This is a genomic window from Streptomyces sp. NPDC039480 (assembly GCF_055597165.1).
This window is the reverse complement of record NZ_JBVITX010000007.1, coordinates 370,997-395,258: the sequence shown is the minus strand read 5'-3', so window position 1 is coordinate 395,258 and position 24,262 is coordinate 370,997. Positions and strand designations below refer to the sequence as shown.

18 protein-coding genes are annotated in these 24,262 nt (G+C 72.8%); 14 read left to right on the top strand and 4 right to left on the bottom strand.

Features of this window, described 5'->3' with window-relative positions:
* The first annotated feature begins 84 nt into the window (after window positions 1-84).
* Window positions 85-264: a hypothetical protein gene (locus ACZ56E_RS23710; protein WP_468610389.1), complete on the top strand. Its 180-nt coding sequence runs from the start codon at window positions 85-87 to the stop codon at window positions 262-264.
* A gap of 172 nt (window positions 265-436) precedes the next feature.
* Entirely contained in the window at window positions 437-1,798 is a 1,362-nt protein-coding gene (locus ACZ56E_RS23705; protein ID WP_471217050.1) for a cytochrome P450, read from the top strand.
* Window positions 1,799-1,824: 26 nt separating this feature from the next.
* Here the strand turns inward: ACZ56E_RS23705 and ACZ56E_RS23700 are convergent, their stop codons facing one another.
* Window positions 1,825-2,301 (bottom strand): PPOX class F420-dependent oxidoreductase, encoded by a 477-nt coding sequence (locus ACZ56E_RS23700; RefSeq protein WP_471217048.1) that lies wholly within the window; start codon window positions 2,299-2,301, stop codon window positions 1,825-1,827.
* 223 nt (window positions 2,302-2,524) lie between these two features.
* On the opposite strand from ACZ56E_RS23700, the gene ACZ56E_RS23695 reads away from it, so the two are divergent.
* The 8 genes from ACZ56E_RS23695 to ACZ56E_RS23660 all read left to right on the top strand — a co-directional run bounded on the left by ACZ56E_RS23695 (window position 2,525) and on the right by ACZ56E_RS23660 (window position 15,187).
* A complete protein-coding gene (locus ACZ56E_RS23695; RefSeq protein ID WP_471217047.1) occupies window positions 2,525-3,751 on the top strand; it encodes an MFS transporter in 1,227 nt (408 codons plus the stop codon).
* Window positions 3,752-3,945: 194 nt separating this feature from the next.
* On the top strand, window positions 3,946-4,626 hold the full coding sequence (gene snpA / locus ACZ56E_RS23690; protein WP_468087130.1) for a snapalysin: 681 nt from the start codon (window positions 3,946-3,948) through the stop codon (window positions 4,624-4,626).
* A gap of 87 nt (window positions 4,627-4,713) precedes the next feature.
* Entirely contained in the window at window positions 4,714-6,657 is a 1,944-nt protein-coding gene (locus ACZ56E_RS23685) for a transglycosylase domain-containing protein (protein ID WP_471217045.1), read from the top strand.
* A gap of 116 nt (window positions 6,658-6,773) precedes the next feature.
* Entirely contained in the window at window positions 6,774-8,567 is a 1,794-nt protein-coding gene (locus tag ACZ56E_RS23680) for a trypsin-like peptidase domain-containing protein (RefSeq protein ID WP_471217043.1), read from the top strand.
* Window positions 8,564-11,053, top strand: a complete 2,490-nt coding sequence (locus tag ACZ56E_RS23675; RefSeq protein ID WP_471217041.1) for a tetratricopeptide repeat protein — start codon at window positions 8,564-8,566, stop codon at window positions 11,051-11,053. The genes ACZ56E_RS23680 and ACZ56E_RS23675 overlap by 4 nt, the downstream gene beginning before the upstream one ends.
* A complete protein-coding gene (locus tag ACZ56E_RS23670) occupies window positions 11,002-12,696 on the top strand; it encodes a VWA domain-containing protein (protein WP_471217039.1) in 1,695 nt (564 codons plus the stop codon). Before ACZ56E_RS23675 ends, ACZ56E_RS23670 begins: the two co-directional genes overlap by 52 nt.
* Window positions 12,693-13,874, top strand: coding sequence for a hypothetical protein (locus tag ACZ56E_RS23665; protein ID WP_471217037.1), 1,182 nt, complete (start codon window positions 12,693-12,695; stop codon window positions 13,872-13,874). The genes ACZ56E_RS23670 and ACZ56E_RS23665 overlap by 4 nt, the downstream gene beginning before the upstream one ends.
* Entirely contained in the window at window positions 13,871-15,187 is a 1,317-nt protein-coding gene (locus ACZ56E_RS23660) for an extracellular solute-binding protein (RefSeq protein ID WP_471217035.1), read from the top strand. Before ACZ56E_RS23665 ends, ACZ56E_RS23660 begins: the two co-directional genes overlap by 4 nt.
* Before the next feature lie 9 nt (window positions 15,188-15,196).
* On the opposite strand, the gene ACZ56E_RS23655 is transcribed toward ACZ56E_RS23660, so the two are convergent.
* Window positions 15,197-17,047, bottom strand: coding sequence for an MFS transporter (locus ACZ56E_RS23655; protein ID WP_471217033.1), 1,851 nt, complete (start codon window positions 17,045-17,047; stop codon window positions 15,197-15,199).
* 180 nt (window positions 17,048-17,227) lie between these two features.
* Complete coding sequence (locus ACZ56E_RS23650; RefSeq protein ID WP_471217031.1) at window positions 17,228-19,585, bottom strand: D-alanyl-D-alanine carboxypeptidase; 2,358 nt, start codon at window positions 19,583-19,585, stop codon at window positions 17,228-17,230.
* Between the two features lie 219 nt (window positions 19,586-19,804).
* Here ACZ56E_RS23650 and ACZ56E_RS23645 point away from each other — a divergent pair, with 219 nt between their 5' ends.
* The 3 genes from ACZ56E_RS23645 (at window position 19,805) to ACZ56E_RS23635 (ending at window position 22,276) form a co-directional block, all read left to right on the top strand.
* Window positions 19,805-20,569, top strand: a complete 765-nt coding sequence (locus ACZ56E_RS23645) for a GOLPH3/VPS74 family protein (RefSeq protein ID WP_362999208.1) — start codon at window positions 19,805-19,807, stop codon at window positions 20,567-20,569.
* A 392-nt stretch (window positions 20,570-20,961) separates the two neighbouring features.
* Complete coding sequence (locus ACZ56E_RS23640; protein ID WP_468610413.1) at window positions 20,962-21,819, top strand: helix-turn-helix domain-containing protein; 858 nt, start codon at window positions 20,962-20,964, stop codon at window positions 21,817-21,819.
* 247 nt (window positions 21,820-22,066) lie between these two features.
* Entirely contained in the window at window positions 22,067-22,276 is a 210-nt protein-coding gene (locus ACZ56E_RS23635) for a DUF397 domain-containing protein (RefSeq protein WP_471217029.1), read from the top strand.
* A gap of 182 nt (window positions 22,277-22,458) precedes the next feature.
* Here the strand turns inward: ACZ56E_RS23635 and ACZ56E_RS23630 are convergent, their stop codons facing one another.
* A complete protein-coding gene (locus tag ACZ56E_RS23630; protein WP_471217027.1) occupies window positions 22,459-23,298 on the bottom strand; it encodes a hypothetical protein in 840 nt (279 codons plus the stop codon).
* Window positions 23,299-23,397: 99 nt separating this feature from the next.
* On the opposite strand from ACZ56E_RS23630, the gene ACZ56E_RS23625 reads away from it, so the two are divergent.
* Window positions 23,398-24,192 (top strand): SDR family oxidoreductase, encoded by a 795-nt coding sequence (locus ACZ56E_RS23625; RefSeq protein ID WP_471217025.1) that lies wholly within the window; start codon window positions 23,398-23,400, stop codon window positions 24,190-24,192.
* Window positions 24,193-24,262 lie beyond the last annotated feature (70 nt).

Here is a 24,262-nt window from a genome sequence, read left to right as displayed (position 1 = left end):
ATTTGGGGCTTGAGGGGATTGCTTCCCGCCACATTGCGGGGAAGCCCGTAATGTCCCCTTTCACACCTCTCAGAGAGGCAACACATGCGTATCCGCACTGCTGTCGCTGCCACTGCTCTTGCCGCCTTCGCCGTCCTGGGTGGCGCGGGAGCCGCCGCCGCCAACGAGGATGACGGCGACTACGGCATCGGCAATGACCACAACCTGGTCACCAGCGTCGTCGAGAACTCCGAGACCGAGTTCGGCGACCTGGTGATGGACTAGGGCTTGCCCCAGTCATGACCCAAGGCCCCCTCCGGCGCGAGAGCCGGGCGGGGGCCTTGTCGCGTCCCCATTCCCGCGGACGTGGCTGGAAACGTGCGGGCGTCGTACCTCTCCCGTTCGTTGGCCTGAGGGCATCAGCGTCTGAGGGCAGCAGCGTCGAGGAGGTACCGCCATGCGCATTCCCGGGCCCGAGTGGGGTGATGACGGTGGGGCCGGGGCCATCACGGCCGCCGGGGGGCTTCACCTCTACCAGTTGTGGCTGCACGCCGAGTACGGACCCGTGGTGCGGTTTCAGCTGCCGGGGGTGGGGGCCGCCGTGTCCGTCGCCGATCCGGTGCTGCTGGAGGCCACCGCCCGGATCGACGAGCGGCCCGCACCGTTGTTCGAGTTTCTGGCGCCCCTGTGCGAGGCCGGGAACCTCCAGGTCATCGGGGCCGAGGAGCACGGGCCCTGGCGGCGCGTGCTGTTGGAGGTGTTCGCCGGGCGGCCCTCCCACGAGCGGCACTTCGGGGAGTTCGTCTCGCTGGTGGAGGGGCTTGCCGACCAGTGGGCGACGGAGGGGGCGGGTGGTACGGGTGGTGCGTCGACCGTTGCGTTGCAGAAGGATCTGACCGGGCTGTCGTTGCGGATGATCTGTGCGTACGCGTTAGGCGTGGGCGGCGCCGGTGAAGGTGCTGGTGGAGGGCTGGTTGTCGAGCCGGACAAGGTCGTAGGCGCGTTCGAGGACGTGCTCACCGAGCACCTCGGGCGGATCTACCGCGTCGCCGGGGACGAGCAGGACGAGAGCGCGGCGCGGGCCGATCGCGCGCTGGCGTACCTGCGTGACACCGTCGACCGTGTCGTCGCCACGCATCATGACCAGAGCGACCAGAGCGACCGAAGCGACCTGATCCGCGCCCTCATCGACTCCGGCACCTCCCCCGCCCGCATCCGCGACACCGTCATGATCACCATGCTGGCCGCCCACCACACCACCGGAGTCGCCGTCTCCTGGACGCTGTACCTGCTGGGGCGCCACCCGGAGATCGCCGAGCGCGTCGCCGGCGAGCTGGACCGTGTCCTCGGTGACCGGTCCGCGCCCGACTACGCCGACCTGCGGCGGCTCACCTACCTGGACATGGTGCTGAAGGAGTCGATGCGGCTCTATCCGCCCGGGCCGTACGGAGCCAGGGAGGCGACGGAAACGCTGCGTCTGGGCCCGTACGAGATACCGGCCGGGACCACCCTCTTCTTCCCCTTCTGGGCCGTCCACATGAACCCGGACCACTGGCCGGAGCCCGAGAGGTTCGACCCCGAGCGGTTCACGCCGGAAGCGGTGGCGAAACGGGCGCGCCTTGCCTACATCCCGTTCGGGATCGGGCCGCGCAGCTGCGAGGGCGCCGGACTCGCCATGGTCGAGGCCGAGCTGATCCTCGCCGTCCTGCTCAAGCGGTTCCGCTTCCGGCTCGCTCCGGGGCACGAGGTGACGCCCGTCGAGCGGTTCGTGCTGTGGGCCGCCGACGACATCCGCATGACCGTGACCCCGCGACCGTGACCCCGCGAGGCCGCTGACGAGCCGGCTCAGCCGAGCCGCTCGCCGTACACGTGGTCGACCGTCATCGTCATGAGCACCCGGCGGTCGGCCACCATCGTCGCGCGGTACTCGTCCCAGTCGGGGTGTTCTCCGGCCGCGACGCGGTAGTAGCGCACCAGCGCCTCCACCTCGGGCCCCTCGGGGTCGGTGCCCGGGCCCGTCAGGGTCGCCGTGCCCTCGGCGGTGGCCCAGGAACGGCCGTCGGGTCCTGTCACCTCCAGCGTGGCCCGCGGGTCCCTGCGCAGGTTCGCCGTCTTCGCCCGGCCCTCCGTCATCGATACGTGGAGGACTCCCGCCTCCCTGTCGTAGAAGGGCATGACGGGCGAGAGCTGCGGGCGGCCGTCCGCCTTGATCGTGGCGAGTACGCCGAGCCGCGACTCGGCGAGCAGCTCACGCGGGTCGAAGGCGGCTGCGGATGCAGGGGTGGACGCGGGGGCAGGGGCGGACGCGGGGGTCTCGGGCATGGTGGGCCTCCCAGGGGAACGGTGACGTGACAGGGCGTACGCACGGCACCAAAGTGCGGTGCCGCATCAACAGCAATTCATCACCCCCGCCGCTAATTCCCGTACACCCCCCGCCCTTTGACCAGCCGCCACGCCGCCACCCGTCCCCCACCAGGCCCCGGCACCACCCCCACCACCTAAGCTGCCCGCCTGGCCAGCCGCACCACCACGGACCGGGGGAACCATGACCACCACCGAGACCCCCGCATCCACCCCCACGCCCACCCCCGCATACACGCCCGCCTTCCGCCGCTTCGTCCTCGCGCAGCTCGTCTCCGCCGCCGGGTCCGCGATGGCCCCGCTCGCCCTCGCGTACGCGGTGATCGGCGCGGGCGGCGGGGCCGGGGCGCTCGGTCTCGTGCTGGCCACCACCACCGTGCCGACCGTGGCCCTCCTGCTCGTCGGCGGTGTCCTCGCCGACCGGCTGTCCCGCAGTCGGCTGCTGTTCCTCGGCAATCTCCTCGCGGCGGCCGCACAGGGCGTCCTCGCCCTCGTCGTGGGCACCGGGCACGCGAGCACCGGGGCGATCGCCGCCTGTGGCTTCGTCTCGGGGGCCGCGGTGGCGTTCACCACGCCCGCCGCGCAGGGCGTGGTGCCGCAGCTCGTCCCACCGGACCAGCTGCAGCGGGCCAACGCCCTGCTGCGGCTGCCCGTCAACGCCGTCAAGGTGGTCGGCCCGGTGGCCGGCGGCCTCGTCGTCGCGGTGAGCGGCCCCGCCTGGGCGCTCGGCTTCGACGCGCTCACGTTCGCCGTCGCCGCGCTGCTCCTGCTCGGGCTGCGGCTCGGCGCCCCGGTCACGAAGGCCGGCGCGCTCGCCGATCTGCGGGAGGGCTGGTCGGGCTTCTGGTCGCGGACCTGGCTGTGGACGTACACGGCCGCGGGGACGGTGCTCGTCGCCGCCTGGCTGGCGGGCTATCAGCTGCTCGGGCCCGTCGTCGTCGAGCAGGAGTACGAGGGGGCGCGCACCTGGGGGTTCATCCAGGGCGCGTTCTCGCTGGGCCTGCTCGCGGGGGCCGTGGTGTGTCTGCGGTGGAGGCCGGACCGGCTGCTCACCGTGGCCGTCGGTGCCAGTGCGGGGCTCGCGCTGCCGCTGGCGGGGCTCGCGTTCCGGCTGCCGCTGCCCTGGTTGCTGCTCTCCGCCGTGCTCGCGGGCATCGCCCTGGATGTCGCGGGCGTCGCCTGGGTGACGGCGTTCCAGCAGCACGTGCCGGACGCGGAGTTGGGCCGGATGAGCTCCTTCAACCAGATCGGCGAGCGGCTCGCGATCCCGCTCGGCTATCTCGTCGTCGCGCTCGTCTCACCCGTGTTCGCCGGGCGGTCCGTGCTCCTGGTCTGTACGGGGATCATCGTCGCCGCCACGCTCCTCAACCTGTGCGTACGGGACGTCCACCGCATCAGGCGCGTGCGGTAGCGGAGCCCGTACACGCGGAGCCCGTACACGCGGAGCCCCCACACACAACGCCCCGCCACAAACAGCCCGTCCGGTCGGTTGATGCTTTCGCGCTATCACCGAATGGCATCGGTCCGAACGCGCCCACGCTCCCGATACTCGTCCCGACCGGAGGCCGCACCCGCAGGCCTCCATCCCGGAAGGGACACACCCCCATGAACAGATCCAGAACCGGTCTCCTCGCCACGCTCGGCGCCGCCGCTCTCGTGGCCTCCCTCGCCGCCGCCCCCACGGCCCTCGCGGCCCCGGCCCCCGAGACCGTCAAGCCCACCTCCGCGTACTCCCTCTCCACGTACGCCGGTTCGGCCGAGGACCAGGCCGCCAACCGCCAGTTCTTCGAGGCCGTCATGAAGTCGGCGCTGAAGAGGCAGGCGGCGGAGCCGGGCATCCAGGCCGTCACCGTCCGGTACAGCACGAGCCGGGCGCCGAGCTTCCGCAGCCAGATAGCCCAGAGCACCCGGATATGGAACTCCTCGGTCAGCAACGTGCAGTTGCAGGAGACCACGTCGGGCGCCGACTTCGAGTACCGCGAGGGCAATGACTCGCGCGGCTCGTACGCCTATACCGACGGGCGCGGGCACGGCTACATCTTCCTGGACTACCGGCAGAACCAGCAGTACAACTCCACGCGCGTGACGTCCCACGAGACGGGTCACGTGCTCGGTCTGCCGGACAACTACCGGGGCCCGTGCAGCGAGCTGATGTCCGGCGGCGGACCCGGCCCGTCCTGCACCAACGCGACTCCGAACGCCACGGAGCGCCAGCGGGTCAACTCCCTCTGGGCGCGCGGGATCGCGACCCTCCAGGACAAGGGGAACCTGACGAAGGTCCGCTGACCCCGCCCGCCTCCCCGCGGCGGACTGTTACGTACCGCAAACAGGCTCCGGGCCAACCCGGCCGCGTGCGGCGCGCTCTCTCCCGGCATGGGGACACATGCTCAGGGGAAGAAGTCGCGCCGCCGTGGCCGGCGGCGGCTCGTGGACTACCCGCGCGCCGGCCGGAGCGGCGTCCGCCGCTGGCTCCCTTCCTGGCGGCAACTCCTCGCCCTCTTCGCGCTCTTCGTCACCTCGGTCGCCGTACTCTTCATCTGCGTGTACGTCAGCGTGGACATCCCCGACGAGAACGCGGCGGCCCGCCGCGAGGCCAACGTCTACTACTGGTCCGACGGCACCCAGATGGTCAGCACCGGCGAGGTCAACCGGCAGAACGTGGAGCTGGACCAGATCGCGCCGTCCGCCGTCGAGGCGGTGATCGCCGCCGAGAACGAGACCTTCTACGAGGACTCCGGCGTCTCCCCCAAGGGCCTGGCCCGCGCCGTCGTCAACATGGTGCGCGGCAAGGAGACGCAGGGCGGCTCCACCATCACCCAGCAGTACGTGAAGAACACCTACCTCTCGCAGGACCAGACGGTCACGCGGAAGGTCAAGGAGTTCGTGATCGCGCTGAAGGTGGACCGCGTGAAGGAGAAGGAGGAGATCCTCAAGGGGTATCTCAACACCAGCTGGTTCGGGCGGGGGGCCAACGGGATCGAGGCCGCCGCCCACGCCTACTACGGCATCCCCGCCAAGAAGCTGAACCCCAGCCAGGGCGCACTCCTCGCCGCCCTCCTGAAGGGCGCCGAGCTGTACGACCCCTCGGTCGGCGCCGCCAACCACGAGCGGGCGCGGCAGCGCTGGGCGTGGATCCTCGACCGGCAGGTCGACGTGGGGCTGATGAGCAAGAAGGAGCGGGCGAAGTACCGCACCTTCCCCGAGCCCCGCCGCCAGTCGCGCTCCACCAGCCTCGGCGGCCAGACCGGCTACCTCGTCGACGTCGCGAACCGGTACGTCAAGCAGCACACCGGCCTCACCGACGAGGAGCTGGCCCGCGGCGGCCACGAGATCCACACCACCTTCGACAAGGACGAGGTGCGCCGCCTGGAGCGGGCCGTGCGGCGCGTCATCGACCGCGACCTCGACCCGAAGAAGCGCCCGGCCGACCGGCACGTGCAGGTAGGCGCCGCGTCCGTGCGGCCCTCCGACGGGGCGGTCGTCGCGCTGTACGGCGGGCCCGACGCGACCCGGCACTTCACCAACAACGCCGACACGTCGGGGGTGCCGGTCGGCTCGGCGTTCAAGCCGTTCGTGCTGGCCGCCGCGTTGCAGCACGGGGTGTCGGTGCGGGACGAGCCGCCGGTCGCCGAGGCCCACCTGAAGGGCCGCGTGCCCGGCGTACGGCAGAACGTCCTGGCCGACAGCCGCTACGCCGCCGACGGCACCCTGCGTCCGGCCGCCGGGCTCCCCGACCCCGACCGCCCCACGCTCCGCGAGGCCCTGGTGTCGGGCGGCAACGCGACGTACGTACGCCTCGGCGGGGACGTCGGCCGGGACACGGTCCGCCGGACGGCCGTCGCGGCCGGGCTGCTGCGGCACAGCATGGCCCGCCTGGAGCCGACGTTCTCCATCGGCACGTCGACGCCCAGCGCGATCCGGATGGCTTCCGCGTACGGGACGTTCGCGAACGACGGCGTGCAGCGCGACCCCTACTCCGTGACGAAGGTCGTGAAGGACGGCGAGGAGCTGCCCGGGCTTGCCCCGCCGTCGTCCCGGCGCGCGCTGGACCCGCAGGTGGCGCAGGAGGTCACCGGCGCGCTGCGGACGGGCGGCAAGAAGCTGGGGCTGAACGTCGCGGCGGGCCGCACCGGCGACCAGGACCGCCTCAAGTCGGCCTGGTTCACGGGCTTCACCGAGGACCTGTCGACGGCGGTGACGATGTTCCGGGTGCGTCCCGGAGAGCCGCGGCTGCTGCCGATGTCGGGCGTCGGCGGCGCGAAGTCGCAGCGCGGCAGCGTTCTGCCGCCGCGGATCTGGCGGGAGTACACGGAGTAGGTGGCGGGGAGCGGTCGCGTGCGCTCCGTTCGCGCTCCGCGCGTGCGCGGTCCCCCCACTACCTCCCCATGCAGCCCAGGAGTCATCGGCGTGCACCGCGCCTATTCTGAGGAAGCATGGAGGGGGATGCGGTGTCCGCCGCCGACGGGGTCAACTCTCCGCTTGACCATTCGAGTTGGCGTGTCCGGCTGCGACAGTGGGCTGCCTCGGGCAGCGGTGACGTGCTGGGCGCCGGGGTGCTGTTCGGCACCGACCGGGTGCTCACCTGCGCCCATGTGATCCGCGACCCGGCGACGGGGCTGCGGCCCGACCGCGTGCGGGTCGAGTTCCCGCTGCTCCAGGGCCTGGCAAGGACCCCGCACCGCACCGCGACCGTGGAGGCCGGGCACTGGGTGCCCTCCTTCGGCAAGGCGCAGGGCGACCTCGCGGTGCTCGTCCTGGACCGGCCCGCGCCCGTGCCCTCACCGGTCACCCTGCACCGCACGCTCGACTACCGGGGCGCCACGGTCCTCATCGACGGGTTCCCCGAGTACCAGTCGGGCGGCCAGTGGCTCACCGGTGCCTGCCGGGGGCCCGGCGGGCAGGGCGACGAGCGGGTGCAGATCGACCTCACGGGAGCGGGGGCCGGGGCGGGGGCCGGGTCCGGGCAGCGGCTGCGGGGCGGGTTCAGCGGGGCGGGCGTGCGGGAGGAGGGCACGGACCGGCTGCTCGGCATCCTGGCGCAGGCCGACGAGCGCGGCGAGCACGGGTACATGATCCCGGCGGCGACGGTCGCCAAGTACTTCCGGCGGTTCGCCGAGCGGTACGTGACCGGGCCGCACGCCATCCCCGGCCACCGCGTCGTCTCGGCGGACGCGGCCCGCACGGCCCGCCCGCACGGCCTGCAGCGCACCGTCACCCGCTGGCTGAACGGCGATGCGGACGCCTGGGACACCGAGGTCCTCTTCATCGCCGAGGACGACGACCGGGCACGCCAGGCCCTGTACGTCGTCCTGAACATGGCAGACCGCGAACAGTCGCCCCAACTGGCCGTCCAGCCCGTCGAGGTGGGCGCGGGCGGCGACTCGCTCCTGTCGCGTGCCGGCATCGCACCCCGGGTCGGCAGCATCGGGCTCGTCCTCGACCTGGAGGGCGCCGCCCTGGAGGACCCCGGTCAGCCGGAGCTGCGCGAGGCCCTCGCCGTGCTGCGGCACGAGCTGCGGCACGCGGCACGCCGGCACACCGCCCCGCGCCGCCGCCCCGCCGTCGCCGTGCTCTACGCCGACCGGTCCGCCACCGAACCGGCCGCCGCGGCCCGCATACTCGGCGAACTGGCCGACTCCGGCGCCCGGCTGCTGCTCGTGGTGCGCTCCAGCACGCACGGCTTCACCTACGCCCTCGCGGAGAAACTGCTGCCCGCCGAGCGCGCCGCGCAGTGGCTCCAGCGGCTCGGCACCCGCGTCGACGCCCTCGCCGACAGCGAGCGCAGGGCCCGGCGCCTCTTCCACCGCGTCGAGCCGCACGTAGTCGACCCGCCGGTCGCCACCGGGTACGCGGCGCGGGCCGCGCTGTGGACGGTGCAGCTCAGCAACGAACTGCGGCCGCAGACCGGGCGGGGCGGGCCGCGGTTCCTGGAGAAGCTGTCGTACGCCGAACAGGCCGTGGACACCTACCTGTTGCGGGCCGAGCGCGCCGAGAGCGAGCTACGGGGCGTACTGGACGAGCATCTGCGGCTGCGCGGGCTGCTCCGAGACCATCTGGCGCGGCTCGCCCGGCGCGGCCTCGCCGAGCACCCCGACGCCGTCGGGCCCTACCGCGAGGCGCAGCAGCTCCTGATGGCGGGGCCCTGCCCGCTGGCCGACGCCGAGCGGGCGGTGACGGCGTTCGCCCGGGTGGTACGGCGCCTCGCCGAGGCGGAGGGTGACGCGTGACACCGGTCAGGTCCTGCCCGCACCCCGGCTGCGCGGGCACCGTCACGCCGACCGGGTACTGCCTGGCCAGCGGCGAGCGCGTCGACCCGGACACCGGCCTGCACTCGGCCGCGGAACGGGAGTGGCCCGGCAGCGGCACGCCCCGTCCGCCGGCCGGTGCGGGGCTGCCGGCCGGCTCCGAGCCCCCGGAGTCCTTCCAGGAGTGGATCGTCGCCCCGGGCGTCGCCGCGTCCCCGCCGCGCCCCGCCCGCGTCGTCCTGCCGCCGGAGCACCCCGATCCCACGGTCCTGCCGGAGATCACCCTCCTGGACCGGGCGGACAGCGCGGACGGCACGGGCAGCACGGACACGCCCGCCCTCAGCGGGCTGCCGCTGCCGCCCGGCACGCTGCTCGCCGGGCAGTACCGCCTCGTGCGGCCGCTCGGCTACGGCGGGATGGGCGAGGTCTGCCTGGCCCACGACACCAAGGTCGACGACCGGGCCGTCGCCGTGAAGATGCTGCACGCCGAGCTCGCCGCGGACTCGTACAGCCTCCTCAGGGGCGAGCGCAAGGAACTGGTCGAGCTCAACCACGACGGGTTCATCCGCGTGTTCAACTACGGGCACCACGCCGGGGTGGGCGACTTCCTCGTCCTCCAGTACGTCGACGGGCTCAACCTCGAAGAGGTGCGGGCCCGCGCGCACGAGCACCCCGAGGAGTTCGGCCGCGAACGCTTCCTGGAGTTCGTGCTCGCGTACGGCGTGCGGATCCTCGGCGCGCTCGCCCATCTGCACGCCCCCGAGCGCGGCAAGGTGTACGGCGACCTGAAGCCGCCGAACGTCATGCACGACGGCTCCACCACCAAACTCGTCGACGTCGGCAGCGTCCGCCGCGCCGGCGCGCCCGGCCTCACCACCGCCCTGTACCGCGCCCCGAGCGTCGGCCCGCACGGCGAATCGCAGCCGCAGGACGACCTGTTCAGCCTCGGCGAGACGCTGCGCACCCTGTGCGGCCTCGGCGCCACCCGCCACGATCTGGCGGACCTCGCGGCGCTCGACCCGCTGAACGAAGCGCCCGGCACCGGCCCGGCCGGGCACCACGCCACCGGCAACCACCGCGGCCTCGGCCTGGTCTCCCTCGCCAGGGCCCTGCGCCGCGCCACCCGCACCGCGCGCGCCGGACGCTTCGCCACGGCCCGCGAGATGGACGAGCAACTACGGGGTGTGTTCCGCGAGCTGCGGTCGCTGCGCACCGGCGCCGAGACCTTCGAGCCGTCGCCGCTCTTCCTCCAGTCCCCGTACGCGCTCGACGGCGGGCTCGGCGCCGCCCCCGACGTCTCCCGCTGGGCGGCCCCGCCGACCGCGCCCCAGCACCCCGCGCCCGCCCCGCCCGAGGTCGCCCGGCGCCTTCCGGTGCCGCGCCCCGACCCGGACGACGACCACCACGGCGAGCTCAGCAGGCTCAGCGACGACGACCCCGAGGCGCTGCTCCAGCACACCGGCGACTGGCGGGACTCCCCCGAGGTGCACCTGCTGCGGTGCAGGCTGCGGCTGCGGCTCGCGCCGCGCACCGACGGCGGGGCGCTCACCGGCGCCGAGACCGCCCTCGCCCTGGCCGAGGGTGCGATAGGGCCCGCGCACGCCCCGCACGACTGGCGGCTCGACTGGCACCGCGGGCTCCTCGCGCTGGCCCGCTCCCGGGTGCCGGAGGCCCGCGGCCACTTCGACCGCGTCTACGCCGCGATCCCCGGCGAGTACGCGCCGAAGCTGGCCCTCGGCCACTGCGCCGAACGTCTCGGGCGCCTGCACGAGGCCCTGTCCTTCTACGAGGCCGTGCGGCTGCGCAATCCGTCGCTGGGCAGCGCGGCGTTCGGCGCGGTCCGGGCGCGGCTCGCCCTCGGCGGCCCCGCCGCCCTCACGGACGCCATCGCCGCGCTGGACGCGGTGCCGCAGCACTCCCGGCACCGCACCGCCGCCCGTACGGCCGCCGTGCGTATCCGCGTCGACCACGCGCGGGACGCCGACGGCCTGGCCGCGGCGGTGCGGGCGCTCGCCCAGCTCTTCTCCGCGCACGGGCTGACCGACGAACAGGCCCGCGTACGGATGAAGGCGGAGGTGTGGGGCGCGGCGCACCGCCTGCTCGGCGCGGGCACCGGGACCGGCACCGGCACCGGCGGCGGGACGGAGCGGGGCGGGCCCCGCATGACCGCCTCCGAGCTGCGCGCCGTCGCCGCGCAGGCCGACCCGCTGCTCGAATTCCCCGCCGACGAGCGGGCCCTGCGGACCGACCTGTCCCGCTTCTACCGCGGCCTCGCACACCAGGCCGCGCGGGACGCGCCGGGCGCGGACGACGGCACCGGCATCACCGGCATACCGCTCGCCGAGATCCTCCTGGACCGCGCCTACGCGGTACGTCCCTTCGGCTTCCGGCACTCCCGATTCGGCAAGGACACCCCATGGCTGGGCAAGAAGATCAGGAACTGGCCGCCTCGGTCGGCCTGGAGGTGAGCCAGGTCGTCGAGCTCCCCCGGCCCCGCACCCCGGACGCGGAGGAGACGGCACGGATGTACGCCGTCCTCACGGTGACGGTGCACAGGCCGGGGACGGCGAGGGCGCCGCACGCCGCGAAGGCACCGGGGGCCGCGACGGTGCCGCATCCGGTGGGCGGTACGGCTGACGCGGCGGAGGGAAAGGGCGCGGGCGAGGGGGCGGGTGCGGGGACGGGTGCAGGCTTGGGGGCCGGTGCGGGCGGGGCGGGCGGTGCAGCCGGTGCGGGCAGTGAGGCCGGTGCGGGCAGGGCGGGCGGGACCGCCGGTGCGGGCGGGGCGGCCGGTGCGATCGGTGTGGGCGGTGTGGGCGGTGTGGGCGGCGCAGCCAGTGCGGGCAGGGCGGGCGGGGCGGCCGGTGTGGGCAGGGTGGGTGCGGCGCGGCTTGTTGAGGTGTTGCTTATTGATCACTCCTCCTCGATGGTGATGCCGCCGAGCCGACTCGCCGCCGCCCGCGCCGCCGCCGTCAGCGCGCTGGCCCGTATCCCCGACGGCTCGCTGTTCGCCCTCGTCGCGGGCGGCGACAGGACCGCGATGATCTACCCGAGACGGCCCGGCCTCGCCGTCGCGCACGCCGAGTCGCGGGCCGCCGCCGAGGCCGCCCTGCACGACTGCACCCCGGGCGGCGGCACCGCCATGGGCACCTGGCTGGAGCGCGCCCGGCAGCTCTTCCGCGAGCTGCCCGCCCCGGACGCCGGCGGTTACGTACGCCACGCGCTGCTGCTCACCGACGGCAAGAACGAACCGGGCTACGAGACGCGCGCGGAACTGCACGAGCGCGTCGAGCGGTGCGCGCGGGCCTTCGTCTGCGACGTCGTGGGCATCGGGGACGCCTGGGAGACCGAGGAACTCCTCCTCATCGCGCGGACGTTGGGGGGCCGCATCCGTGCCGTGGCGGACCTGACGCGGCTGCCGGACGAGCTGGCCTCGCTCACCGGGCGGGCCGCCGACCGCGACGTCACCGGCCTCCGGCTGCGCCTCTACCACCGCGCCGGGGTGCGCCCGCACTCCTTCGAACAGGTCCACCCGACACGGGTCGCGCTCAGCCCCGACCACGTCGACCTGTCCGGCGTCGGCACGGGCGCGGGCGGGCCTGTCCACGAGTACGACATCGGCCCGTGCGGCGAGGAGACCCGCGCCTATCTGCTCTGCGTCGGCGTGCCCTACGACCCCGCCCAGACCGGCAAGGAGCTCCTCCTGACGGAGGTGGAGCTGGACACGGACACCGCACCGCCCACCGGCCTGCGGCTCCCCGCGCCCCAGCCCGTGCTGATGCGCTGGACCGACGACGCGGACCTCTACAGCCGGCTCGACCCCCAGGTCGCCCACTACCGGCACGAGGAGGAGCTGCACCGCACCTTCGAGGAGGCCTGCGCCGAGCTGAAGCACGGCAGGCGCGCGGCGGCCGAGACCCTGCTCGGCACGGCCTGGCGGCTCGCCGTCGAGACGGGCGACACCGCCATGCAGGACCACCTGCGCCGCCTCGTCCGCGTCCGGGACCCGGCCCGTGGCGCGGTCGAACTCCGTGACCGCATCACCAAGTTCGACGTGGAGGCGGCCCGTATCCAGTCGAGCACGACGGTCCTCCCCGGCGGCCCCCGATGACCAGCCCCGCACGCACCGCACACACCGCCCCGCCGCTCGTCGGCGAGCTGCTGCGCGCGCTGCGCCGCCACGTGTGGCCCACGCCGCTCGCCGAACGGCCGCGCAACCGCGCCTACTTGCGGGAGCGGCTCATCGCGCTGCCGGTGCTCACCGTCGTCGTGGCCGTCACCTTCGGGTGGGCGTACGGGGACGTGCGGGCGGGGTCGGCGGAGCTGGGGGACAGTTTCGCGCCCGCGCTCGTCGGGCTCGCCGAGGCCGAGACGTCGCTGCGGATCGCCGACCGCGAGGCCGGGGAGAGCCTGCGCGCCGGGGAGGCGGTGCGGCTCGGCGGGCTCAGCAAGCGGTACAGCACGCGCACCACCCGGGCGGTGCAGCGCCTCAACCAGGTGGCCCGCAGCGGCGCCCTGACCACCGCGGAACGCCAGGAGCTCGACGTCGTCTCCGGGCTCGTCGTCGACTACGGCAACTGGATCGCCTTCGCCCAGAACAACGTCGGCGACCCCGCGCTGCGCGACGCCGGACTCTCGTACGCCCGCAGCATGCTCTGCTCCACCCCCGGGCCCGCCGAGGAGACGGACGCGGACGGCTATCCGCCCTGCCGCCCCGACACCGGCTCCGATTCCGACGCGACCGCGGTCGTGGACCGCATCTCCACCCTGGAGGACCGGCTGCGCGGCAGGCTCGCGGACCGGGCGGCGCCCGGCGGCGGCGTGCTCGCCGCGGGTGCCGTCGCCGCGCTCGCCCTCGTCCTGCTCGCGGTCGGCCTGTGGCGCACCCAGTTGTTCCTGCGCCACCGGCTGCGTCTGCACGTCAGCGTCCCGCTCCTTGCCGCGGCCGTGCCGCTGCTCGCGCTGCCGTTCCTGGCGGCCGACGCCGTGCTCGCCCACCGGGCTCAGCAGCGCGTGGTGTCCACGGCGGACGAGCTGGCCGCCCGTACGTCACCCGCGGTCGAGTCGACCATCGACGAGCAGCCCTTCGGCGAGCGCCACCCCCTGCTGATCCAGGTCCTGGAGGAGCGCGTCCGGCGCGACCTGGCCGAGGGCCGCCTCGCCGCGCTGGACGGGGCCGCGCCGTGGGTGACGCCCACCGGTCTGCTCTGCGCGGCCGTCATGGGCGGCACGCTGTACGCCTACCGCCGCGAGTACGTCCTCATCTCCCGTTCAGGAGCCACCGCATGAGCCGCCGCACGAGCCGCCCGCACCCCGTGCTCCGCGCCTGCGTCGCGGCCTGCCTGCTCGCCGTCACGGCCGTCACCGCCGGGGCCTGCGGCGGCACGCGGCCCGACACGCTCGTCGTGCTCGGCCCCTGGACCGGTCCCGAGGGCGACGCGTTCGAGGCGATGCTGCACCGACTCGACGACGGCACGGGCCGGACGTACACCTATCAGGGGACCCGTTCCCTGCGGGAGACGCTCGTCGCCCAGCTGGAGGCGGGCGACCCGCCGGACGTCGCGATCCTCAACAGCATCGGGGAACTCACCGAGTACGCCCGCGCCAACCGCCTCACCCCCCTCGACCGCGCCGCCACCGCCCGCGCCTACCCGCCCTGGGCCCCGCGTCTCGACGTGAACGGCATGCGCCGCACCTACTGGGTGCCGCTGAAGGTCGACCTCAAGAGCCTGGTGTGGAGCAAGGAGGGCCGGTCGGCCGCGGCCCCCGAGTGGTGCGTGGGACTCGCCTCGCAGGCCACGTCGGGCTGGCCGGGCACCGACTGGGTCGAGGACATCCTGCTGCACCAGGCGGGCCCCGCGACGTACACGGAATGGGCCGTCGGACGGCTCAGCTGGCGCGATCCGCGGGTCCGCAGGGCGTGGACGACGTGGGCAGAACTCCTCGGCGACCGCTCCAAGGCGTCGATCGACCGGTCGCTGACCACGTCGTACGAGGGGACGGCGGACCCGGCGAAGGGCGACGGCAAGGGCGCGGGCGGCCCGCGCGGGCTCCTCGACTCCTTCCGGCCCCGCTGCACGCACGAGCACCAGAGCGCCTTCATCCGCTACGTGTACGCGGACAAACGGGTCCGCGTCGACCCGGCGGCGGGCTTCCTCGACGGCAGCCCCGCCTACGACGGTGCCTATGAGGTGGCGGGCGACATGGCCGCCGTGTTCACCGGGGAACCGGCGGCCCGCGCGCTCGTCGACCGCCTGTCGAGCAAGCGGGCCCGCACGCTGTGGCGGGCCGGGGCGGCGGACGAGCTGCGGCCGTTCTTCCCCGACGCGACCGACCCGCAGCCGACCGACCCGACCGGGCGGCGCATCGCGGAGATCCTCACCGACAAGGCCCGCACGCTCTGCTTCGACGCCTCGGACGTGATGCCGCCGGGCGTCCGCGACGCGTTCCACCGGGCCGTCCTGCAGCACTTCAGACAGCCGTCCGGGGACCGGCTCGACGAGCTCCTCGGCCAGCTGGACACCGTGCGCACGGAGGCCGCGGCGGACGCGGGCCCGGGACGGCTGCCCGAATCCGGGATCTGCGCGCCGCCGGGCGGCTGAGAGCCTGTCTCAGCGCGCCAGTTCCTCCGGGCAGGGCGTGCCGCGGGGCAGCTGGTAGGGCGAGCCGAGCCGGTAGGTGCCGGCCTTCGGGGCGAGCAGCTCGACCCACTTGTCGCCGGCCTGGTCCTCGCGGGCCTCCACCAGACAGCCGTGGACGTTCTCGTACTTCTTCGGGCGCTTCTCGTTCAGCTCCCGCTGCCGCTTCGACGCCTCGGTCTCCTGGGGCCGCTCGACGCCCTTGCCCTTGGCGTCGACGACGCTCAGCCACGGCGAGTACGGGATGCGGATCAGGATGCGGCCCGGCTTGTCCACGCGGAGCGTCATCTCGCCCTGCTCGGCGCGCTCCACGACGGCGTTCGGCTCGACGAGCGGCCGCGGGTCGACGACCTCGTACAGCTGCCAGTTGGTGTCGACCCACACCTTCTTCAGATACGGCAGCCCGTCCGTGATGAGCTGCGCCTCGCGCTTGCCGCCGTCGCCGTCGGGCTCGCCCTTGGGGAGCGCCACGTAATGCACGGACCAGCGCTGCAGCCACTCGTGGTAGTTCGCGGAGTTGAGGGTGTCGTCGTAGAAGAGCGGGTTGCGCTCCATGTCGGCCTGCCGGTTCCAGCCGCGCGCGAGCTGGACGTACGCGGGGAGCGCGGACGCCTCGCGGTGGCTGCGGGCCGGCACGACCTCGACCCGGCCCTTGGCCGCGCCCCGCTCCTTCAGCTCGTTCACCAGCGGGGCGACCTCACGCGTCCAGGAGGCGTCGGAGCGGGTGTGCACGATGTCGTCGACGGCCTTGAAGCCGATCCAGCCGGTGAAGCCGACGAACGCCACGATGATCACGTACCACTTGCGGGACTTCGGCACGGTGTACGGCAGCGCGGCGAGCAGCGCGACGCCCGTGAAGCACATCGCGAGGCGCGAGATGTTGGAGCCGATCTGCGAGCTGATCAGCCAGACGCCGAGCACGAACGCCGCGTACACGGCGGTGGTGATCCGCACGGTCTTCCACTGCTTCGGCACGAGGAAGTAGACGAGGACGGCGCTGATCAGCGGCAGCGACGCCGAGCCGAACGACATCGGCTGCGTGCCGGAGAACGGGAAGAGCCACGCGGAGAGACCCACCACGACGGACGGCGCGATGCCCAGCGCGTACGCGCCCGGGTAGCGCTTGCTGAGGAACAGCGCGACGGCGACGAGACCGACGAAGAGCCCGGCCACCGGGCTGCCCATCGTCGCGAGCGCCGCGAACGGGGCGGCGACCAGCGCCTTCGCCCACCGCTTGTACCGCCAGCGGTGCGGCCAGCAGAAGACGGCGGCGACCGCCATCAGCGCGAACATCTGGCCGAGGCCGTAGGTCACGCGGCCCGACACGGCGTTGCACAGCAGCGCGAAGAGGCCCGCGACGACCGGCCACAGCAGCTGCTTCACCGCCCGGCTGCGCATGAGGATCATCGTGAGCAGCGCCGCGGAGACGGTGCCGGCGATCATCATCGTCGTCCGCACGCCGAGCACCGACATCAGGTACGGCGAGACGACGCTGTACGACACCGGGTGCATGCCGCCGTACCAGGCGAGGTTGTACGCCGAGTCGGGGTGCCTGCCGACGAACTCGGCCCAGGCGTCCTGCGCCGCGAGGTCGCCGCCGCTGTTGGCGAAGACGAAGAACCAGACGATGTGCAGCACGCCGGCGACGATCGTCGTGATGGTCACCGGGTGGCGCAGGAAGCGCTGCTGCCACGGGGCGTCGGGCCCGCTCTCGGGCGCGCGGCGCTGGGCCGGCAGCTTTATTCGCGCACCGGTGCGGCGGCCGCCGCCCTGCTCAGGCGCGGCGGCGGCGTCGTCGGCGCGCGTCGGCTCCGCAGTGGCCACTGGAGGCTCTCCCCGTGTCGTCCTTGTATCCGGAGTACCCGGGGTTTCGTGCCGACGAGAGTTCGTCCCGGAACACTCGTCCTCCGCCCCGGCGTACCACCCCCGAGCTTGTGACGCTAGCACGCGCGCGCGAGGGGAGGCCCGGGGGCGGACCTCCCCTCGCGGTGCTCTGCCGCAGTCTCAGCCGACGCGGGTCAGCTTGGCGCCGAAGCCCGGTTCGCTGAGGTCCTCCTTGAGCGCGACCGGCACCTCGACGGCGTCGCCCTTGCCGTCGCCGACGCTCAGCACGCCGACCTTGGTGCCCGCCTTCGCCGTGTGCGGGACGGACTTGCCCTTGTTGTCGTCGAGCCGCAGCTTCACGGTCAGTCCGGACCAGCCCACCGCGGAGACGTCCTTGGTGGCGACGAGCGGTGTCGTGCCGCCCAGACCGTCGTCCACCTGCCCGACGACGGCGCCCTTCTTCACGATGGTCTTGGCCGTGAGGGCGTCCTGACCGGCCTCGATGAGCTTGCGGGTGACGCCGGTGACCTGGTCGATGTTGGCGACGCCGTTCTTCCCGTACTGGCCGAGGGCCGCGCCGATGATCGTCTGCGTCTTGCCGTCGACCACCTTCTCCGCGGCGAAGAGGATGTTGCCCCCGGCCGCGGTGGTGGTGCCGGTCTTGATGCCGACGGCGACGGTCGGCACGAGGCCGAAGAAATTGTTCTGCTTGTCGCCGTTGAGGTCGACGTAGCTGCGCTGCTGGGAGATCTCGGCGAAGACGGGGTTCTCCATGGCCGCCCGGCCCAGCTTCACCAGGTCCTCGGCGGTCGAGACGGTCGTCTTGTCGAGGCCGCTGGGGTCCGTGTAGTGGGTGTTCTTCATCCCCAGCTCCTTGGCGGTCTTGTTCATCTTGGCGACGAACGCGTCCTCGGAGCCGCTCTTGGTGTCCCAGCGGGCGAGCAGCTTGGCGATGTTGTTGGCGGACGGCAGCATGACCGCCTGCAGCGCCTCGTACTCGGTGATCTTCTGGCCCTCGGTGACCTTGACGACGGACTCGTTCTCCGGCTTGCCGGTCTCGTAGTGCTTCTGCGCGGCGGCGTCGATCGGGATCTTCGGGCCGTCCTCACCCTTCTTCAGCGGGTGGTCGCGCAGGACGAGGTAGACCGTCATGACCTTGGCGATGCTCGCGATCGGCACGGGCTTCTGGGCGCCCGACGTGCCGAACGAGCCGATGCCGTTGACGTCCATCGCGGCCTGGCCGTCGGCCGGCCACGGCAGGCTCGGCTTGCCGCCCTCGAAGGACACGGACTGCTGCGCGGTGAGCTTCAGGGTGGGCGTCGGCAGCGGGCGTACGGCCTGTACGACTGCAAAGACGACCACGAGGAGCAGCACCAGCGGCGTCCAGATCTTGACCCGGCGCACGGCGGTGCGGACGGGGGTCTCCGGCGGCGGCGGGGTGTTGGTCAGCTCCGCGAGCAGGTCGATGGGCGGCTTGGGGGGCAGAGGCTGCTGGGTGGTGCGCTCCGCGGGCGGGGGCGACGGGGGCCCGGCCGGGGCGGAGGCCGATGCCGGGGCGGAGGCCGAGGCGGCCGCCCACTTCGGGGCGTCCTTCTGCCCGCCCTTGCCCGTCTTGGGCTCGGGCTTGTCCGCCTTGGGCTCGGGCTTGGCGGTGGGCTCCGGCTTGGGGGTCGCCTTGGGGGCCGCCTTGGGCGCGGTGCGGGAGGACGGCTCGTCGAGCGGCTTCAGCGCGACGAACTTACTGGTCCGCTCGGCGTCGGCCTCGGGCTTTGCAGTTCCCTTTGCAGCCTTGCCCTCGGGAGCCTTGTCCTCGCTCTCGGGGGTCTTGCTCTTGCTCTCGGGGGTCTTGTGATCGCCCAGCTTGAGCATGGTGGTGGGCTGGTCGACGGGCTTGCCGGGGGCCTTGAAGACGGCCGTGGCCTGGTCGACGCCGGTGGACTTGGGGGCGTCGTCGCCCTTGTCCGGGGTGTCGTCGTCCGGGGCGTCGTCGTCCGGGGCGTCGTCGTCCGGGGCGTCCGCGGTTTCGGCCTCGGCCTCGGTCTTGGTCTCCGGGACGTCGGCTTCATCGGAGGCTTCCGATTCGGCTTCCGCTTGCGCTTCGGCCTCGTCGGAACCTTCCTTCGCCGACTCCGACTCCGGGTCCGGGTCCGACTCGGCGTCCGGCTCCGGCTCGTCCGAGGTCGCGACCCACGCCGCCACCGCGTTGCGCAGCCGCGCGTCACCCTCGCCCTTCGGGGCTTCCTCCGCCCCGGCCTCACCGGTCTCACCGGAGTCACCGGTCTTCCCGGGACCGTCGCTCTCCTCCGGGTCGTCGGAGCCGTCGGAACCGGCCGCCGCCTCAGCGACGTCCTTCGTCGAGAAGACGGCGGTCGCCCGGTCCTCCCGCACCTGCGGCGTCTCGCGGGTGATCGCGAGACGCGGGTCGCGTTCCTCCGGCGCCGGCTCGGAGGACTCCGCCCCGGTCGGGTTCCCCGACGACTTCCGCTGCTTCGATCTGTCGGGGGTCTCGCCCGCCACCGATGCCTCCTCGTACGCCATGCCGTTTGCCGATGCTGATGCTTGCCGTGTGCTGACCGTGCGCCAAATCCGGCCGGACGCCACTGTCCGAACCGTGTACCAGTGTCCTGTGTGAGGGCTTAACCCCCGTGGTAGACGAGAACGACATACCTACTGGTTCCCGTACATCCCGCCCACGCGCTCTCGACAGACCAATGTGAGAGGGGTCACCCTGTCATTCATCCACGCGGGGAGGCATGGATGGGCAGGAGCCGCAGAACAATTCCGGAGGAGCTTCTGCTGCTCGCTTTGGACCCGGCCACGGGCACCACAGCGCAGCCGCAGTCGCTCGACCTCGGTCTGGCCGGAGCACAGCTAGTGGAGCTGGCGCTGGCCGGACGGATAGCCCCAGACGGGGATCGTATCGCCGTGGTGATGCCACGGCCGACCGGAGATCCGACATTGGACTCCGCACTGGAACTGCTGCGCAGGCGCGGCAGCCCGGTCCGGGCGGTCCACTGGATCGGCGGGCCCCGACTGGGGCTCCGCCAGACGTACCTCTCGCACCTGGAGCGGTGCGGCATGGTTCATGCCGTGGCGGGCCAGATGTGCGGGGTGCTGCCGACGACGCGCTACCAAGCGACGGAGACGGCCATCAGCCGGGAAATCAGGTCCCGGCTCGATTCGGCGATCCGCACCGGTGTACCGCCGGACCCGCGGACCGCCGCGCTCGCCGCCCTGGCCCACGCGGTCGGTCTCGGCAAGCATCTGTACCCGGGGAACGAGGGGCGTTCATCGCGCTCCCGGCTCCGGGACCTCATCAGGCACGACCCCATGGGCGGCCTCGTGGCGCACGCCGTGATGGACGTCCAGAACGGCGTGGCGGCTCAGCCGCGCCGCAGCGCCGCACCGGCGGGTCCCCAGGGACCGGGCGGTGGCCGGCAACCGGCCAGGGCGACAGCGGACCCCGGCGGGGTGCCGATGCAGCCGCGCCGCGGATCCATGGCACGCGCCGTCGCTCACTGAGCACGGCTCGGCACCATCTCGTCACACGCACCACGAGTACGGCACCACGCACCACGCACCACGCACCACGCACCACCAGCACGTAACCACGCACCACCATCGCGCAACCGCTCAGCACCACCCGTATCAGCGCCGCACCGCAGTCCCCCAGACCCGGTTCGGGAGCCGCTGAGCCGCGCGGGGAGTGACACCGGACCGTCCGGACGACGACACCCCGGTGCCACCGCCCCGCGCGGCCGCACGTCTTTCGGCGCCGCAGGCCGCACCCTTCGCACATCCGCCCGCACGTTCGCATCATCCGCTGTTTCCCAGCGGTGCCGGCCTCGTTGGTGGCACTCTGCTGAGCAGTAGATACGCAAAGTAGAGGCAGGCAAGCCGGAGGTGCACGTCCCGTGGCGTCCAATGTCAATCCCACTGTCAGGCGACGCCGGTTGGGCCAGGAGCTCCGTCGGCTCCGCGAGCTCAAGGGCATGACGGCCGAGGAGGTCGCCGAGCGCCTGCTCGTCTCGCAGTCGAAGATCAGCCGCCTGGAGAACGGCCGCCGTTCGATCAGCCAGCGCGACGTCCGCGATCTGTGCGGTGTCTACGAGGTGGAGGACCACCGGGTCGTCGACTCGCTCATGCAGATGGCGAAGGACTCGCGCCAGCAGGGCTGGTGGCACTCCTTCGGCGACATCCCCTACAGCGTGTACATCGGCCTGGAGACCGACGCCGCGTCCCTGCGCGTGTACGACCCGCAGGTCGTCCCCGGTCTGCTGCAGACCCGCGCGTACGCGGAGGCGCTGATCACCGGCGCGCTCCCGGAGACCACGCCGACCGACATCGAGAAGCGCGTCCAGGTGCGCATGCGCCGTCAGGAGCGCATCGCGGCGCCGGACAACCCGCTGCGCCTGTGGACCGTCCTCGACGAGTCGGCGCTGCGCCGCGTCGTCGGCTCCCGTCATCTCATGCGCGACCAGCTGGAACATCTCGTCGAGCAGTCCCAGCTGCCGCACGTGACGGTGCAGGTGATCCCCTTCGAGATGGGCGCGCACCCGGGGCTCAACGGTCAGTACGCGATCCTGGAGTTCCCCGACGCCGCCGACTCCAGCGTCGTCTACATCGAGGGCGTCACCAGCGACCTGTACCTGGAGAAGGCGAACGACGTCCAGCAGTACAGCGTCATGTACGAGCATCTGCGGGCCCAGGCGCTCAACGTGGAGCAGTCCAGACAGCTCATCGCGGAGATCGCGAAGGACTACGCCCGCTGAGGCTGTGTCCGCCGAGGCTGTGCCCGCTGCATTTCCGGGTCTTCTCGGGGGAAGCGCCGCACGGTACACCCTTGCCCGGTCGGCGCGTAAGACCCCACTGGAATATGCCATCCGGTTGAGTGAACGATCCCTTCACGCCACGAAGTTGGCGAGTAGCGTCATTCACGCCATCGAGCAAGAGCGTTGGCGCCGCCACCGCAGAGTTTGCGGCGGTGGCCACTCATCGATCGGAAAAACCGGAGCGAACATGGCGATTCAGCAAGGTACTTCGCACACGTGGGTCAAGTCCTCCTACTCGACCGGTAACGGCGCGTGCGTCGAGGTCAAGTCCCCCGTGCGGCACGGGATCTCCGTGCGCGACTCCAAGGTCGTCGAGGGCCCGGTCCTGGCCTTCCCCACCGAGTCGTGGAACGCGTTCGTCACCGAGGTGGGCCGGGGGGCTGCCGGCCTCGCGTGAGACGACTGCGCACACCAGCGAAGTACACAAAGCACGCAGAGCAAGCGAAGCACCAGAAGGAACAACCGCATAGGCAGTACCGCACGAGCAGTTCCGTAGTGAGCCCTCTCGACTGGCCCGCCGTCCCGGCCGAGGGGGCTCGGCTCTGCCCGCGCTTCGCGTCCGGGCCGCCGCGGGCCCCGTCAGCGCAGCGCGTCGACGTAGGTGTCCGTCCCCGGCACCGTCGGGATGAACGGCGCGACCAGCTCCACCCGCCCGAGCCCCGACTCCGCCACCGCCGCGTCGCGCCCGGTGAAGTGCGCCTCCCAGCACTCCCGCGGATCTTCCGCCAGGAACCACAGCAGCGTCAGCCGGGTGTCGACGCCCTCGACCTGTTTCACGTACGTCATGCGGTCCCCCGGCAGCGGTGTCGGCCGGAACAGCGTGACCATCGCGGCGGGTGAGCCCGCGAGGGCCCGCGGCAGATGCCGGGACCGCAGCCACTCCAGCAGTCCGGCCCGCTCCTGTGGGCCTTCGGCGTCGATGACTTCGAGGACGAGGCCGCGGTACGGATGATCGAGCGCGTGGAAGTCGCGCGGTCCCGCCGCGCCGTCCCGGTAGACGGTCGCCTCGTGGTCCTGGAAGGCGGTGAAGACGTGCGTGCGGTCCTGGTAGACCCGGCCGTCGCGGTTGAGCCGCTTGTTGATGCCGACGGTCCACTTCATGTGGTCGTCGTAGCGGCCGTCCGTCACCCAGTACGTGGAGAGGTAGCACCCCGCGGTGACCGGCTCGGCCACCGCGGACTTGTCGGGATAGCGCAGGAGCTGGAGCTCGCGCGTGGCCACCCAGCGGCGCCCCGCGTACATCCAGGGCATGGCCATCGCGCCGGCGTAGTAGTGGTCGTCCTCGTACCAGCGGTTGTACGCGAACTCGTGCCCCGGGTGCGGTTCGACCAGGGTGATCAGGGCGTGCCCCGGGTGCACGCCGTAGGGTCCGACGGCGGCCAGCTCGGCGTAGACATCGCTCCGGGTGTCCTCGCTCATACCACTCCCTGCCTTCCTCTTCCGGTCCCTTCCGTCCTCCGGCATGCGGCCCTACTCTGACGCCCCGTCAGTAAAACTGCCAGAGCCGGGAGGCGCCCCATGCCGTCGTCGCTCCTCGAAGGGAAGACCGCCGTCGTCTCGGGCGTCGGCGCCGGGCTCGGCCACCAGGTCGCGGCGGCCGTCGTGCGCGACGGCGGCAACGCCGTGCTCGGGGCGCGCACGGAGGCGAACCTCGCCAAGTGCGCCGCCGAGATCGACCCGGAGGGCGCGCACACCGCGTACCGGGCGACGGACATCACCGACGAGCGGCAGTGCGAGGCGCTCGCGGCGCTGGCCCGTGACCGGTTCGGCGGGATCGACGCGGTGGTCCATGTCGCCGCCTGGGACAGCCACTTCGGCGGCCTGGAGGACGCGGACTTCGCCACCTGGCACCAGGTCCTCGACGTCAATCTGCTGGGCACCCTGCGCATGACGCGCGCGTGCCTGCCCGCCCTGAGGGAGCGGCGGGGCGGTTCGGTGGTCGTCATCGGCACGCAGTCGGCGATCGCGGCGCCCACGCAGGTGCGGCAGGCCGCGTACGCGGCGTCCAAGGGGGCGCTGACCTCGGCGATGTACTCGCTGGCGCAGGAGGTGGGCCCGGACCGGATCCGGGTCAACACGGTGCTGCCGGGGTGGATGTGGGGGCCGCCGGTGGAGGCGTACGTGCGGTTCGCCTCGCAGAGCGAGGGGGTCTCCGAGGCGGAGGTCCGGGGGCGGCTCGTCTCCCGGATGGCGCTGCCGGATCTGGCGACGGACGGGGATGTCGCGGATGCGGTGGTCTTTCTTGCGTCTGATCGGGCTCGGGCCATTACGGGGCAGTCGCTGTTGGTCAATGCGGGGGAGATCATGCGGTAGGGCTCTTTGCCTGCGGGTCCGCTCGGGCTGGTCGCGCCGTTCCCCGCGCCCCTTGAAGGGGCCCCTTAAG

Excerpts from the sequence above, each read along its gene's own strand:
- ACZ56E_RS23710 (WP_468610389.1), top strand. The coding sequence starts at position 85 with ATGCGTATCCGCACTGCTGTCGCTGCCACTGCTCTTGCCGCCTTCGCC.
- ACZ56E_RS23705 (WP_471217050.1), top strand. The coding sequence starts at position 437 with ATGCGCATTCCCGGGCCCGAGTGGGGTGATGACGGTGGGGCCGGGGCC.
- ACZ56E_RS23700 (WP_471217048.1), bottom strand. The coding sequence starts at position 2,301 with ATGCCCGAGACCCCCGCGTCCGCCCCTGCCCCCGCGTCCACCCCTGCA.
- ACZ56E_RS23695 (WP_471217047.1), top strand. The coding sequence starts at position 2,525 with ATGACCACCACCGAGACCCCCGCATCCACCCCCACGCCCACCCCCGCA.
- snpA (WP_468087130.1), top strand. The coding sequence starts at position 3,946 with ATGAACAGATCCAGAACCGGTCTCCTCGCCACGCTCGGCGCCGCCGCT.
- ACZ56E_RS23685 (WP_471217045.1), top strand. The coding sequence starts at position 4,714 with ATGGGGACACATGCTCAGGGGAAGAAGTCGCGCCGCCGTGGCCGGCGG.
- ACZ56E_RS23680 (WP_471217043.1), top strand. The coding sequence starts at position 6,774 with ATGGAGGGGGATGCGGTGTCCGCCGCCGACGGGGTCAACTCTCCGCTT.
- ACZ56E_RS23670 (WP_471217039.1), top strand. The coding sequence starts at position 11,002 with ATGGCTGGGCAAGAAGATCAGGAACTGGCCGCCTCGGTCGGCCTGGAG.
- ACZ56E_RS23665 (WP_471217037.1), top strand. The coding sequence starts at position 12,693 with ATGACCAGCCCCGCACGCACCGCACACACCGCCCCGCCGCTCGTCGGC.
- ACZ56E_RS23660 (WP_471217035.1), top strand. The coding sequence starts at position 13,871 with ATGAGCCGCCGCACGAGCCGCCCGCACCCCGTGCTCCGCGCCTGCGTC.
- ACZ56E_RS23650 (WP_471217031.1), bottom strand. The coding sequence starts at position 19,585 with ATGGCGTACGAGGAGGCATCGGTGGCGGGCGAGACCCCCGACAGATCG.
- ACZ56E_RS23645 (WP_362999208.1), top strand. The coding sequence starts at position 19,805 with ATGGGCAGGAGCCGCAGAACAATTCCGGAGGAGCTTCTGCTGCTCGCT.
- ACZ56E_RS23635 (WP_471217029.1), top strand. The coding sequence starts at position 22,067 with ATGGCGATTCAGCAAGGTACTTCGCACACGTGGGTCAAGTCCTCCTAC.
- ACZ56E_RS23630 (WP_471217027.1), bottom strand. The coding sequence starts at position 23,298 with ATGAGCGAGGACACCCGGAGCGATGTCTACGCCGAGCTGGCCGCCGTC.
- ACZ56E_RS23625 (WP_471217025.1), top strand. The coding sequence starts at position 23,398 with ATGCCGTCGTCGCTCCTCGAAGGGAAGACCGCCGTCGTCTCGGGCGTC.